We start from the raw sequence: 12,380 nt of genomic DNA, 5'->3' as shown, positions 1-12,380 counted from the left end.
TGGGTTACGGGCAAAGAAGCTGTCGTCGTTGATGTGGATGCCAACCCTGAGCGGACACTCGTCAATGTCCGTCAGGGTCGAAAGCTGCTTGCTCCGCTATTGAAGCGGAACATACACGTCAGTTTGCCATTGATCCTGCGGCGTCTCGGGATAGACGCTCAGGTAATTGAAGAACAGCGGGTGGTCACGGAGTTCCTCGCCACTGGCAGGAAGCCAATCGCGGTAAATCGGATAGATCGTTTCGCCGATGTGATCCGGTGACCCCGTATGTCGCACCACGACGCAGCGACCGCCAGGAATGACGATCTCGCGCACGCCGAACTCATTCGGCGCCACAGCCTCGTGAATCTCGCCGCAGATGGCGAAGCGGAATGCTTGTGCAGGTGTCGTGTCGGGGTTGCCATAGGGAATGCCAAAGCTGCGACTCGATGCCACCGGCGACTGTCCGCTCTGCATGCGCCACTCGATGAACTTGCGCACGCTCTCATTGACGAGCCCGGGTGGTCCGCAGTGCTCAAGCGCTGCGACCCTGACTTCTGGGAATTCCACGATTCGTACTTGCATGATGATAGTCCTGGAAAAATGAGGGATTGCGAATACCGCATTCCAGACCTGCCAGTTCGGTTCCTTCCTGAACGCACTCGGGGTCATACCGAACGCCCGCCTGAACGCCCTGCAAAATGCCTCGGGGCTTTCAAAGCCGGCACCGAGTGCCGCGTCCAGTACCGAGTGATCAGCGAGGGAGGCCAGGCGATGTGCCGCGCGTCGTAGCCGCATCAGTTGCACATAACGTGAGACCGGCACACCTGCGAACGCGCTGAATTGTCGATGGAAGTGAAACACCGAAAAGTTCGCCACATGACTCAACGTCTTCACCGACAAGTCACCTTCAAGATTGGCATCGATGTAGGCGAGTACGGCGTTGAAGCGTTTTGTGTAGGCGAAGTTGCTCGGCATGTCAGACACTGGGAAAAGGCTCCTGGAAGTACGGTCGGCAATAGAATCGACTATAGCGGTGTAAACGCGCCTAGCCGCGTTTGCTCAAGGTACGTTTTGGGTTGGCCAATGCGATCTCTTCCACCATGAGACACCGTATACCCAGTCCGATCACTTCTGATCGACTGTTGCTGTCGTTGTGAGGGCAGCAATTACCCCCAGGCAATCATCGAGAAGAGACCCGACAAGGGTGCGCTAAAGTTATGCGGGTCATCGATCAATTGTGATTCGCTGTTCGCGCTGCTTCCGTCCCTGGAGGGCCCAATGCCGCCCATCATCACATGTCTGGTGGCGCTGTCTGTTCTTGGCCTGACTCCTGTAGTACAAGCCCAGACTAACGCCTGCCCACCTGGCGAGAAACAAGTGTGCCTGAACGGCTGCATCTGCCTGCCAGATCTGGGGCAGGTGACTGATGGCGTCTACCAGGTCGCGGCACCTGCCCTGGCGCTGTGGCTGACCCAAGCCCGCGCTGAAGCAGCCAGCGCCGAGATCCAACCCATTCCACCGCACATCCGGGAGCAACTGCTGCGCTGGTACGACCCCAGCGTCCTTGATGCCGCGCACTACAAAGTGAGCGACAACGGCCAATTCAGCGCCGCCACTTCCATGCTGCAAAACCCCGACGTCGGTGCCGTGACGCTGATCGACATCATCCTCTTCCGGGACACTCAAACCGCAGAACAGGACATCGCGCTCTGGGCTCACGAACTGAAGCACGTGCAGCAGTTTCGGGAATGGGGGGTAGAAGGATTTGCCCAGCGCTATACACAAGATTTCAATGCTGTGGAGGCGCCGGCTTATGCCATACAGGCTGAAGTTCGACGGTCGGTGCGGGGAGGGACTCAATGAAGGGTAGCGAAGCCGCCTGACATTACAGGCATAAAGCAGTCATTATTGGCTGAAAGCAGCCTGTCAGTTAGGGAAGAGTTGAATGGTGTTCAGGGTGATGGTGGTCGGTGGCTACGGAAACTTCGGTAGCATCGTTTGCAGGCATTTGGCGGTAATGCCAGATGTGGAACTGGTGATCTCGGGCCGCGATCCACACAAGTTGCAGCGCAAAGTCGATGAGTTGAAAAGCCAATCGGGCACTGTCGCCGAAAGTTGGTGCGGCAATGCCATGGGCACTGAGTTCAAATCCGTTTTGCGCTCGATGGACATCCAGTTGGTCATCCATACTGGCGGCCCGTTTCAGGGGCAATCCTATGCGGTCGCCGAGAGCTGCATCGAGGCTGGCGTGAACTACTGCGACCTGTCTGACTGCCGAACCTTCGTCAACGGCGTTGGCGTACTCGATGCCTTGGCGAAACAGGCAGGAGTGGCGATCCTCAGTGGCTGCAGTTCGGTGCCGACGCTATCGTCAGCCATCATCGATCAGCAGCGCTATCGCTTCAGTCGTATCGACTCGATCGAGCATGGCATTTCCTCTTCGGCGAAGATGCCGGGATTGTCGACCGTCGAAGGCGTACTCGCCTACGCGGGTAAACCGATCAGGCAACTCAAGAATGGCAAGGTGCATGAAGTGTCGGGTTGGCAGGATCTGACGCTGCGCAAGATGCCGCATCTGGGCACTCGCGTGCTGGCCAATGTCGATGTGCCGGACATGGATATTTTCGCCAGCCGCTATGGCGCGCAAACCCTGAGCTTCAAGGCCGGCGCGGGCTTGAAGCTTGGTGGTGTCGCCAACTATCTGCTGGCTCAGGCGTTGAAGATCGGGCTGGTTCGCGACCATGCCCTTTGGGCCGCCAGACTGCATCGGCTGGGGACCCGGTTTGAACGTTTCGGCGATGGCAAAAGCGCGATGTACATCGACGTTCAGGGCAAGGGAGTTGATGGGAAACCGCTGGCCATGACGGTGCAACTGACGGCCACCAATGACAAAGGTCCGCAAATCCCAAGCTGCGCATCTGTAGCCTTGGCCGCAAAAATGGCCCAGGGCTATGTGCCGCATCCCGGTGCCAGGGCTTGCGTGGGCGAAATTACCGTCGATGAATACATGGCAGCGATCAACGATCCGGACAATTTGAGCCTGTCTGTGCAGTTCTCTGGCGAGCTGCGCTGACATGCTCTATCTATGCCTGAAGTACCTCCACATCATTGCCGCGATTTTCCTGTTCGGATTCGGCATGGGTTCCTACCTCTATCTGATCGCCGCCAGCCGCACGGCCAACCCTCAAGTGATCGCGCATGTGGCCCGGATGGTCGTGCGCTTCGACACCTGGATTACCACGCCGGCAGGCTTTGTTCAGATCATCACGGGCTACCTGCTGATGAGGCTCTCCGGACTACCCATGACCACGGAGTGGGTACTGACTTCGTTGATTATCTTCTTCTGCGTGGGTTCGCTTTGGCTGCCGGTGCTGGTGTTGCAGAAGCGGCTGTACCTGATGGCGTCGTGCGCAGTTGAGGCTGGAAGCGGACTCGATGATGAATACCGATCCGTGTACAAAAAATGGTGGTGGATGGGGGTAGTCGGTTTTGTCGGGATGTTTGTGATTGTGCTGATGATGGTGACGAAGATGACGCCGGTGCAACTGGTTGGGCTATTGGGATAGCAGGATCGGCTGGCTCAAGTCTTGGTGTTCCAGGCCACTGCGCACAGGGTAAGTCCCGCCACATTCAACGAGACTGGATTGAAGGCCTCCTTGAGCATTGATGGATTGAAAATTGCTACATCCAGCAGCAGGCCAAACAGCGCCGCCGCGGCGACGGCAAGAGGCCAGGCACTGCGCGGTGCGATCAGTATCCATAAGGCCAGCGCAATTTCTGCGACCCCGGCAATATTGGCGAACAGCTCAACCTGAGTGATCCCGTGAGACTGGATCATTGTTCGCTCGCCAGGGCTTAGCCACAGCAACTTGGGAATCAGACCGTGGTAGCCAAACATGAACGCCAGCCCCCCACGGGCGATCCAGTTAATACGTGTGAGGGCGTTCATAGGGGCGCTTTCAAAAAGCGTTGTTCATGATCAGGATCCGGCAGCAGGCACGTGTCGTATTTCCCGAAGAGCCGATAACGATTAAGCGCAATGCGGTCGTATGCCCAATCTCGAAGCATGCGAGGGAAGATGCGCAACAGGTTCACTGGGCGCCAGAGAGCGGGCAACTGGGCGATGACTTCGAAAAATGCATCCGAACGCTCCCAGAAGTGTCGGTCGCGGATCACCGCCATGGTGTCGAACTGATCCACGGGCAAACCTGCCCACGCGAGCAGGACTTGCCCCTCGGGTGACTGAACCGCCGCCAACCGCACGCGCTGCTGGCGGTCATGGCGAATCAAGAACCTCGCCCAACCATTGCACAGCTTGCAGACACCGTCGAACAAGACCACCGTCTCTCCTGGTTTGAGCAGCGGCGCGGGTGAGGGGCGGATTTTCGAGGTGGGCATAAGCGTGGATCCAAGGGAACCTGATTATCCCGGATCATAACCGCGTGCCAGCGTTAAAGTCTGCATTTCGCCGAAGGGGGGCTGCTCCTTGCCGGCAGCTGCAATATCATTGTTCCTTTAATATCAGCCAAGGAGGCATCCATGAGTGTGCGTGGTAAAGACCGGCAGATCGACAATATTGAATTTAATGTCGACGACATTGCTCGCAGCAAAGCTTTCTACGGCAGTGCGTTCGGCTGGACATTCGTCGACTACGGCCCGACCTATACGGAATTCAGTGATGGCCGCCTTACCGGTGGCTTCACTACGGGAGAGCCGGTTCGACCTGGTGGCCCTTTGATCATTTTGTATTCGGATGATCTCGATGAGGCGCAGCAACGGCTCAAAGCCTTGGGCGCTGTTATCAGCCGCGAAATATTTTCGTTCCCCGGTGGAAGCAGGTTCCACTTCATTGATCCGGATGGCTATGAACTGGCCGTTTGGACAGCTCGGCAGTAGGGCTCAGGTCGGCCCAAAGCGATCCATTACCAGGGCTCGCTTTGGGCCGATACTCAAGCGGCAGGTGCGGGTCGAGCCATGATCCTGGTCGCATAAATTTGAAATGCACAGCGTTGCTCGCCAGAATCGCGGGCCGATCCGGTCAAAGGTGCCGGACGTTCGTGGTGAAAAGGGGCAACAGTTGAACCAACAGACATTGTCCATGCGCCTGGAACGCGTGGCGGCACATGTGCCAGCAGGTGCGCGCCTGGCCGATATCGGCTCGGATCACGGCTACCTGCCTGTGGCATTGATGCGCCGTGGCGCCATCGTGGCGGCGGTGGCCGGCGAGGTGGCATTGACGCCATTTCGCTCGGCCGAACGCACCGTGCGCGAGAACGACCTGGACCAGTGGATCACCGTGCGCCTGGCCGATGGCCTGACGGCAATCGAGCCGGGAGACGGGATCACGGCAATCAGCATCTGCGGCATGGGCGGCGAGACGATCCGCGACATCCTCGACTGCGGCAAGGCACGTCTGAGCGGCCAGGAGCGCCTGATCCTTCAACCCAACGGCGGCGAGCAGCCACTGCGCCAATGGCTGATGGAAAATGGTTACTGCATCCTCTGCGAGGAAGTGCTGCGGGAAAACCGCTTCGACTACGAAATCATCGTCGCCGAGCGCACCGGGCCGGTGATGTACACCGCCGAGGAGCTGTATTTCGGTCCGCTGCAGATGCAGGCACGCAGCTCGGCATTCCTGATCAAGTGGCAGCGCCTGTTGCGCGAGAAGCAGCGGACCCTGAGCAGCTTCGCCAAGGCGCGGCAGGCCGTGCCCGAGGAGAAGGTGCAGGACGTCGCCCGGCAGGCCCGGTGGATCGCCGACCTGCTGGCTTGAGCCCTTGACTAAGTAATTGCAGGGGCAAATTTCAACCTGACGGTTGCTGCTCTTATAGGGTTTGCGGTTAGCGGCAGCACAGGCAACCGCTGATCAGCGGTTGATCGGGGTCGCTTTCGAGAAATGTAACCATGACTTCCATACCCGTTCGGGGGGGCGTCATTCCACAACTCCAATTGGAGGTCCCCCTCAGCCAACAACAACTCTTGTCGTCAAATCTACCTTCGCGGTCCCAGGGGAACTTGACCTTGACCCTTCCGAGGCGCCTATCACCCTGGATCTCCTCGTCTTCCAGAGCGATGATCACAGCGGTGTGGTTACTTGGTACCTGAGGTTTCTTGTGAGCCAAAGGTGGACGATAGGACACGTCCCACGGAAGAACGATAAAGCGGTTGCGGTAACCCTGATGAAAGTCATCCTCGTTGTCTGTGTTGCCACTGGCGACGTTCTCGCTCAATACCTGTGGTTGCTTGCCTTCGTGGATGATCTGAGTCAGTAACCATCGGTCGTTCCATTCCTGGCGCGGGTGGCCAGAGATCTCCAGAACATGGCCACTGACTAACCGGGTCTGGTCACCTTGCCCTTCGGCTTGACGATAAGCCGCATGGCGGCGCTCCATAGCACGCAGACTTATCTGCTTGCCGTGCTCATGGCTTGTGAAAGGCTTCAGCTTGTCATCGTTTTCCATGCCTGGCTGTTGCTCGTTTCTCCCCAGACGTAGGTTGAAGCGCTTGATCAGTGGCTCGTTGGCCACTCTATCGCTCTCTTGTCCATAAGCAGTGGGTTGCCCAATCCTGGGAAAAGCCGCCTGGTCATCGCCAAAGACCAGCACGTGGCCTTGAGCGCTGTGTTGGAAGTGGAAGTGGATACCTTCTTCTTCGCACAAGCGCTGAATAAAGTGCAAATCCGTTTCATCGTACTGGGTACAGTAGTCACGCTCGGGGTAGGTCGACCCCAGATGAAACCGATAAGCCTCACCCACAATCCCGTGTTCTTCCAGTATCAAGGCGACGATTTTCGGCACCGAGAACTGTTGATAGATCCTCTGGTTGATGCGGTGGCGCAAGTAGGACAGGTGCGGTACGAGGGCCAGATTGTAGTGCGTCAAACGCTGATGATTACCGCTTTGGGCGATGTGATAGATCCGTCCATGGACGCCGTTGCCCTTCGCGTCGAAGGTCAGAAAAGCCTCTACGTCGAAGAGGCTTTCGAGATCCAGGTCAGACCGCTCGCTAACAAGCTCCACGTTGAAGAGGTAAGGCCTGCTGATCGCCTCATCTCCGGTGAATGCGAGTACTTGAAAATCGTGCGCAAAACCGTCGATGGTCAAACTGAAAGACGTCTGATTGGCTGGGCTGAACATCCACTGTTCTCTTCTTGCATAAAGTGTTGAATCGGGGCTGTCGCAGATGTCAATGTCAGGAAGCCGGGTAAGTCCAGCTCAGGGCAAGAGCCTATAACAGGCACTAATCCACTAATTTGGCGCTCTTGTATATTGGCGTTTGCGTCTTACTTTCCGGACATAAATAGCCTCAACCTGCTGCTCAAGCACGTCCGCGTATAAAATAAAGACATGCATAGAGCAACAGGCGACAAATCAAGTCAGATCACACACCACTCTTCACTTTGGTCCAGATCCGCGTGCGGATTCGCTCCAGCTTCAATGGCAGTGGCTCAAGTGGGATAAGTGTGGCAATGGTCTTTTTGTCTGGATAAATCCAGGGGTTGTCTCGCAACTTCTGTTCGACAAACTCAGCGGCATCTTTGTTAGCGTTAGGGTAGAGAGTGTGGTTTGAGGTCTTGGCAATAACTTCTGGTCGCAACATGTAATTAATAAACGCCATACCTTCCTTTGGGTGGGGCGCGTCTTTTAGAAGAACCAGATTTTCCGACCAGACCAGCGCTCCTTCGCGAGGAAGGCTGTAGGTAATCTTGCGTCCAGTGTTGGTCTTCTCGTTGATGGCCTGCGCAGCAAGGGCACCATTAGCCCATCCCACGACTGCACAAATATTGCCGTCAGCCAGGTCAGCGTCAATTCGGGAGGAGTCGAAATAGAGGACGTAGGGGCGGATTTTTAACAGTAGGGCTTGAGCTTTCTGGTAATCATCCGGGTTCCTGCTGTTGCTGGGGAGCCCAAGGTAATGCAACGCAATCGAAATGATCTCACTTGGAGAGTCAAGCATTGCCACACCACACGACTGGAGCTTACTGATGTTTTCTTCTTTGAAGATCAAATCCCAGCTATTCACCGGAGCATTATCACCCAATGCCGCTTTGACTTTGTCAACGTCATAGCCAATGCCGGTAGTACCCCATAGATAGGGCACAGCGTAGCGATTACCAGGATCATTGACCGCGACCTGGGACAAGATATCAGGATCGATATGGGACAAATTACTCAGTTGATTACGATCCAGCGGCTGAAGTACTCCCGCCTGGATCAGGCTTGGCAACACATTGGAGGTGGCCACAACCACGTCATACCCCGTGCGCCCAGCCATTACTTTGCTCTGCATGATTTCGGCGCTGTCGAAAGCATCCATATGCACTCTGGTGCCAGTTGCCTGCTCAAACTCCTTTGGGGTCTCCGGTGCGAGAAGCCCGAACCAGTTGTACAGATGCACCCCAGGCTCTACAGCTCCCACTGATGTGCTCATCCCAGCACAGAGAAGCGAGGCCGAAAAAATGGTTCGCAAACGTGATTTTCTCATGCAACATCCTTATCAAGACGATGTGCCCTCATGGCCATCGTAAGTCCTGCCAGCGAATATACCGGGCGTTACCGAATAGTAAATACCTACGAATACTTACCTCTGACCTACGAATCCCTAACCCTAAAGGGGTAGAAAATGCCGTTCGACCTTCATAGCCTGGCTTGGCACCGATCGATTGGGAAGCTGATCATGCAGTTGAACCGTCCAGAATTCTGGAGTTCGCTTGTTCGTATATTAAACGAATACGTGCAAATCGATAATTGGGTTGTATTGATCTTTAGCAATCAACAAGTGCAAGTCGTTAGTCTTCCTGAAGTCGCAGATGTTGAAGAGGTAGACGCGTTCATTCATCGCTATGTGAAGGGGCTTTACCTGCTGGATCCATTTTATATAGCTAATCGAGAAAACCCCCAGAGCGGTTTCTTTCATTTGCTGGATATTGCGCCGGAATACTTTCTTGAAACTGAGTATTATCATCAATATTTTGCACAATATATCTCTGTTGATGAGGCTCAGTACAATGTTCAGCTCGACGCCGATAGAACGTTATGTATTTCCGTTGGTAGCAAAGTCCGTTTTAATCAAGAACAAATAACAATGCTTGATATTATCAAGCCATGGGTGACTGCATTAATGCATCAGCGCATGTGTTTTGAAATTGATGTAGAGAAAAATCTCGCTGAGCCACCTCTATGGCCAGAAACGATTACCCAGCTGGGCACGCAAATAACAGCGCGCGAAAGTGATGTGCTCAGATTGTTGCTCAGTGGCTTCTCTAATAAAGAGATAGCCGGAAAGCTTTCCCTCTCGGTGGAAACGATAAAGGTTCATCGGCGCAATATTTATGCCAAATTAAATATCAAGTCACAATCCGAGCTGTTTGCTCGATTTTTTATGCCCAAACAAGATGTTTTCTCTACAAGTTGAAGTCGGTGTTTTAGTCTGAATATTACCGTTAAATGGGTTCACGGCTTCAGGTACGAACCTGGCCTGACCTCTATATCCCGGCTCGGGACGAGGGCATCACGCTAATTTGCGCGGGTCATCGGAGTCATGTTCCTGCAAGCATCAAATCCAGATTCTGCACTGCAGCTCCAGCTGCTCCCTTCCCAAGATTGTCAAACACCGCAGCCAACAAAACCTGGCCCGTTTCGTCATTCTCAAACACAGACAGTCGCAGATCATCAGTCCCGTTAAGTGCCTGAGGATCAAGGGACGTCAGCCCTTTAGCCTCCAGCATCGACATCACCTGTACATGGCTCGTATCGGCGTAGTGCTGCATCAGACACGCATGTAACTGCACCGCACCCACACTTGGCGCCAACAACCGGGTTTGCAAGGGGATGGTCAGCACGATCCCCTGCCGAAAAGCGCCATAGGCCGGCACAAACATCGGCCGCTCCGTCAGACCGCTTTGTTGTTGAATCTCTGGAATATGTTTGTGTGCCAACCCCAGCCCATAGACCTGAAACGCCGACGCCTGTGCTGCGTCTTCTCCCTCATGCTCTTCCACCCCGACACGTCCTTTCCCGGAATAACCCGACACGGCATGAATGTTCATCGGGTAATCCTTGGGCAGTAATCCGGCCTCCAGTAAAGGGCGCAGCAACCCTATGGCCCCCGTTGGATAGCAACCGGGATTGCTGACCCGTCGTGCGGCGGCGATGCGTTGGCTCTGCTGCGGATTCATCTCCGCGAAACCATAGGTCCAGTCTGGATGGGTGCGGTGCGCCGAACTCGCATCGATCACCCGCACGGCGGGGTTTTCAATGGTCGCTACAGCGTCGCGCGCGGCTTGGTCGGGCAAGCACAGAATCGCGATGTCGCAGTTATTGATGGCTTCGGCGCGACGTTGCGGATCCTTGCGATAGTCGGGGCTGAGTGTGATAAGCCGCAGATCGCTGCGGTCGCGTAGGCGTTGATGGATTTGCAACCCGGTGGTGCCTTGGTCGCCATCGATGAATACAAGGGGACTTGCCATGGAATGCTCTCGGACATAGGAAATCAGGAGTTCCAATCTTCAGTGAGGCGCTAAGATAGGAAAAGTTGAATTTATAAACGATGAAATTCAGTTTTTCTGAACGAGGAGTCACTCATGCGCGAAATCAGCCTGGACCGTCTGCGCACGCTGGTGGCGATTGCCGACCTGGGTTCGTTTGCCGAGGCGGCCCGCGTGCTGCACTTGGCGCCACCCACGGTCAGTTTGCATATCGCCGACCTGGAGGCGCGCGTGGGCGGCAAGCTGTTGTCGCGCACGCGTGGGCGCGTTCAGCCTTCGGCGATTGGGAACACACTGGTGGAACGTGCGCGGCGTCTGTTGGCGGATGCGGAGCAGGCGCTTGAGGACGTGGAACGTCAGGTACAGGGATTGGCCGGGCGTGTGCGGCTAGGCGCCTCCACGGGGGCCATCGCACAGTTGATGCCGCACGCTTTGGAGACGTTGAGCCAGCGCCATCCCGCTATCGATGTGCAGGTCGCGGTGCTCACGTCGCAGGAAACTCTGAAGAAGCTTGCCGAGGGCTCGTTGGAAATCGGTTTGGTCGCGCTGCCGCAGTCCCCGGTGAAGGGCTTGCGGATCGAGCCATGGCGACGGGACCCGGTCATGGCCTTCCTGCCGGCTCGCTGGGAATCCCCGGAGGTTGTGACCCCCGACTGGCTGTCCACTCAGCCATTGATTCTGAATGACAACACCACTCGTCTTTCGCGTTTGACTGCGGAGTGGTTCGCCAGTGGTGGGCCGCAGCCTGCGCCGCGTATTCAACTCAACTACAACGATGCGATCAAAAGCCTGGTGGCGGCTGGCTATGGTGCGACGTTGTTGCCGCATGAAGCCTCCACGCCATTGCCCGATACCAGGATCGTCATGCGGCCATTAAAGCCCTTATTGTGGCGGCAACTGGGTATTGCCCACCGTAGTCGAGACATCGAACGGCCTACGCAACATGTGCTGGATGTGCTGTGGGAATTGAGTGCGGGGTAGGGGATTTTGTCAGAGGAGGGACAGCTTCTGGCCGGTTCCGGCCTGTCTCGACCGCAATAAAACGGCAAAGAAGCAGATGCTTGATTATGAAGCAGTTAAATCCAAAATTTTTACTAAAAGAAAATGTACATGAAGAAGCTTAGTAATGATTTCAGTGGAGCACTCCGAACGTTTGCATACTTCATGGCAAGTGGAAGCCATTACATGCTTGAAAACGTTGAGTACCTCGACATTTATGGCTCTGAGCCGAGTGCAATTGAGATGGTTTTCGCGATATTCGCGAACGTGATAGAGATGGACAGTGAAGGCAGCGTGCTCAATTTCACCTACGCCCAAAGGAGAGCGACTGACTACTTAAGGTCATACTGCGACCCATCTTTCAAAGTAACGCCACCTCTTGAAGACTGGGAAACTGAGCTCTATGGGCCGCCCTCACTCGGACGCTAAGAAATGGCGTTAGCTCGCAGACACGAGGAACCGGAAGGGTCGAAAGTATCTAGCCGAATGGCTGCTTTTGGCCGTTATCTACCTGATGCAAAAGCCAGTTTTCCCTGACAACGCAGCCGGCTATCGGTCCTGCAGAGGTGCCAGCAGTGCCGCGCCAGTGCGAACCTCCCAGTAAATCCGTTGGCGGGCGTCGCAGCGCAGGAAGTGCGAATCAATCGTGGGATTGCTAAACCAACTGGCGGACCCCCAGAGACAAAATCAAACCGCCGCACAGTCGATCGATAGCTTTTTTCCTCCCTTGATACGCGGACGCAATCTTGGGTTGCGAAAGAGTGATTGCAACCATTCCATACCAGGTCATTGAAATCACCACGACAACTGCCAGCATCGACAAAAACGTGCCTGGTGAAACGTGGGCGGGGGCTGCGGCTGAAAAGACAGCGGCATAGAAAGCCATGGACTTGGGGTTGCCAATATTGGTAAC

Annotated in this window: 15 protein-coding genes and 1 pseudogene; 8 read left to right on the top strand and 8 right to left on the bottom strand. The window is 55.4% G+C overall.

Going from position 1 to position 12,380, the window contains the following annotated elements; translation table 11 throughout:
* Window positions 1-96 precede the first annotated feature (96 nt).
* Entirely contained in the window at window positions 97-966 is an 870-nt protein-coding gene (locus AC07VO_RS24750) for an AraC family transcriptional regulator (RefSeq protein ID WP_026286372.1), read from the bottom strand.
* A gap of 294 nt (window positions 967-1,260) precedes the next feature.
* Between AC07VO_RS24750 and AC07VO_RS24745 the strand changes: the two genes are divergently transcribed.
* From AC07VO_RS24745 to AC07VO_RS24735, 3 genes are all read left to right on the top strand, one after another.
* On the top strand, window positions 1,261-1,845 hold the full coding sequence (locus AC07VO_RS24745) for an eCIS core domain-containing protein (protein WP_086944929.1): 585 nt from the start codon (window positions 1,261-1,263) through the stop codon (window positions 1,843-1,845).
* Window positions 1,846-1,927: 82 nt separating this feature from the next.
* A complete protein-coding gene (locus AC07VO_RS24740) occupies window positions 1,928-3,055 on the top strand; it encodes a saccharopine dehydrogenase family protein (RefSeq protein ID WP_086944928.1) in 1,128 nt (375 codons plus the stop codon).
* Window position 3,056: 1 nt separating this feature from the next.
* The gene (locus tag AC07VO_RS24735; protein WP_018925626.1) at window positions 3,057-3,548 is read left to right on the top strand and encodes a DUF2269 family protein; all 492 of its coding nucleotides are present in this window, start codon (window positions 3,057-3,059) and stop codon (window positions 3,546-3,548) included.
* 14 nt (window positions 3,549-3,562) lie between these two features.
* Here the strand turns inward: AC07VO_RS24735 and AC07VO_RS24730 are convergent, their stop codons facing one another.
* Both AC07VO_RS24730 and AC07VO_RS24725 read right to left on the bottom strand, forming a co-directional pair.
* Window positions 3,563-3,931 (bottom strand): DoxX-like family protein, encoded by a 369-nt coding sequence (locus AC07VO_RS24730; RefSeq protein WP_086944927.1) that lies wholly within the window; start codon window positions 3,929-3,931, stop codon window positions 3,563-3,565.
* A complete protein-coding gene (locus tag AC07VO_RS24725; protein ID WP_064618657.1) occupies window positions 3,928-4,380 on the bottom strand; it encodes a thiol-disulfide oxidoreductase DCC family protein in 453 nt (150 codons plus the stop codon). The genes AC07VO_RS24730 and AC07VO_RS24725 overlap by 4 nt, the downstream gene beginning before the upstream one ends.
* Before the next feature lie 141 nt (window positions 4,381-4,521).
* Between AC07VO_RS24725 and AC07VO_RS24720 the strand changes: the two genes are divergently transcribed.
* Complete coding sequence (locus AC07VO_RS24720; protein WP_064618653.1) at window positions 4,522-4,878, top strand: VOC family protein; 357 nt, start codon at window positions 4,522-4,524, stop codon at window positions 4,876-4,878.
* 181 nt (window positions 4,879-5,059) lie between these two features.
* Window positions 5,060-5,755, top strand: a complete 696-nt coding sequence (locus AC07VO_RS24715; protein WP_026286374.1) for a tRNA (adenine(22)-N(1))-methyltransferase — start codon at window positions 5,060-5,062, stop codon at window positions 5,753-5,755.
* A 67-nt stretch (window positions 5,756-5,822) separates the two neighbouring features.
* Here AC07VO_RS24715 and tssI read toward each other — a convergent pair whose 3' ends face one another.
* Window positions 5,823-7,118 carry a type VI secretion system tip protein TssI/VgrG gene (gene tssI, locus AC07VO_RS24710; RefSeq protein ID WP_086944925.1) on the bottom strand — a complete coding sequence of 432 codons (1,296 nt, stop codon included), beginning with the start codon at window positions 7,116-7,118 and terminating at the stop codon, window positions 5,823-5,825.
* Between the two features lie 244 nt (window positions 7,119-7,362).
* Complete coding sequence (locus tag AC07VO_RS24705) at window positions 7,363-8,466, bottom strand: polyamine ABC transporter substrate-binding protein (protein ID WP_018925631.1); 1,104 nt, start codon at window positions 8,464-8,466, stop codon at window positions 7,363-7,365.
* Window positions 8,467-8,604: 138 nt separating this feature from the next.
* On the opposite strand from AC07VO_RS24705, the gene AC07VO_RS24700 reads away from it, so the two are divergent.
* Window positions 8,605-9,396, top strand: coding sequence for a helix-turn-helix transcriptional regulator (locus AC07VO_RS24700; RefSeq protein ID WP_018925632.1), 792 nt, complete (start codon window positions 8,605-8,607; stop codon window positions 9,394-9,396).
* Between the two features lie 124 nt (window positions 9,397-9,520).
* Here the strand turns inward: AC07VO_RS24700 and argC are convergent, their stop codons facing one another.
* Complete coding sequence (gene argC, locus AC07VO_RS24695) at window positions 9,521-10,450, bottom strand: N-acetyl-gamma-glutamyl-phosphate reductase (protein ID WP_086944924.1); 930 nt, start codon at window positions 10,448-10,450, stop codon at window positions 9,521-9,523.
* 114 nt (window positions 10,451-10,564) lie between these two features.
* Here argC and AC07VO_RS24690 point away from each other — a divergent pair, with 114 nt between their 5' ends.
* Together AC07VO_RS24690 and AC07VO_RS24685 are read left to right on the top strand one after the other, a co-directional pair.
* Window positions 10,565-11,449: a LysR family transcriptional regulator gene (locus tag AC07VO_RS24690; RefSeq protein ID WP_064618643.1), complete on the top strand. Its 885-nt coding sequence runs from the start codon at window positions 10,565-10,567 to the stop codon at window positions 11,447-11,449.
* A gap of 129 nt (window positions 11,450-11,578) precedes the next feature.
* Window positions 11,579-11,896, top strand: coding sequence for a DUF7677 family protein (locus AC07VO_RS24685; RefSeq protein ID WP_086944923.1), 318 nt, complete (start codon window positions 11,579-11,581; stop codon window positions 11,894-11,896).
* A 120-nt stretch (window positions 11,897-12,016) separates the two neighbouring features.
* Here the strand turns inward: AC07VO_RS24685 and AC07VO_RS24680 are convergent.
* Window positions 12,017-12,106, bottom strand: a pseudogene (locus AC07VO_RS24680) (Mut7-C RNAse domain-containing protein); the annotation flags it as partial.
* Window positions 12,107-12,122: 16 nt separating this feature from the next.
* Window positions 12,123-12,380 (bottom strand): LysE family transporter (locus AC07VO_RS24675; RefSeq protein WP_158245543.1); only part of this gene is annotated, 258 nt, incomplete at its 5' end.

Source organism: Pseudomonas sp. GW821-FHT03E01, from assembly GCF_059420765.1.
The sequence above is the reverse complement of the archived record's forward strand: the minus strand, read 5'-3'. Positions and strand labels throughout refer to the sequence as shown.

What these genes read in the sequence shown, in the direction of transcription:
- AC07VO_RS24745 (WP_086944929.1), top strand. Translation starts at nt 1,261, where the DNA reads ATGCCGCCCATCATCACATGTCTGGTGGCGCTGTCTGTTCTTGGCCTG.
- AC07VO_RS24740 (WP_086944928.1), top strand. Translation starts at nt 1,928, where the DNA reads ATGGTGTTCAGGGTGATGGTGGTCGGTGGCTACGGAAACTTCGGTAGC.
- AC07VO_RS24735 (WP_018925626.1), top strand. Translation starts at nt 3,057, where the DNA reads ATGCTCTATCTATGCCTGAAGTACCTCCACATCATTGCCGCGATTTTC.
- AC07VO_RS24730 (WP_086944927.1), bottom strand. Translation starts at nt 3,931, where the DNA reads ATGAACGCCCTCACACGTATTAACTGGATCGCCCGTGGGGGGCTGGCG.
- AC07VO_RS24725 (WP_064618657.1), bottom strand. Translation starts at nt 4,380, where the DNA reads ATGCCCACCTCGAAAATCCGCCCCTCACCCGCGCCGCTGCTCAAACCA.
- AC07VO_RS24720 (WP_064618653.1), top strand. Translation starts at nt 4,522, where the DNA reads ATGAGTGTGCGTGGTAAAGACCGGCAGATCGACAATATTGAATTTAAT.
- tssI (WP_086944925.1), bottom strand. Translation starts at nt 7,118, where the DNA reads ATGTTCAGCCCAGCCAATCAGACGTCTTTCAGTTTGACCATCGACGGT.
- AC07VO_RS24705 (WP_018925631.1), bottom strand. Translation starts at nt 8,466, where the DNA reads ATGAGAAAATCACGTTTGCGAACCATTTTTTCGGCCTCGCTTCTCTGT.
- AC07VO_RS24700 (WP_018925632.1), top strand. Translation starts at nt 8,605, where the DNA reads ATGCCGTTCGACCTTCATAGCCTGGCTTGGCACCGATCGATTGGGAAG.
- argC (WP_086944924.1), bottom strand. Translation starts at nt 10,450, where the DNA reads ATGGCAAGTCCCCTTGTATTCATCGATGGCGACCAAGGCACCACCGGG.
- AC07VO_RS24690 (WP_064618643.1), top strand. Translation starts at nt 10,565, where the DNA reads ATGCGCGAAATCAGCCTGGACCGTCTGCGCACGCTGGTGGCGATTGCC.
- AC07VO_RS24685 (WP_086944923.1), top strand. Translation starts at nt 11,579, where the DNA reads ATGAAGAAGCTTAGTAATGATTTCAGTGGAGCACTCCGAACGTTTGCA.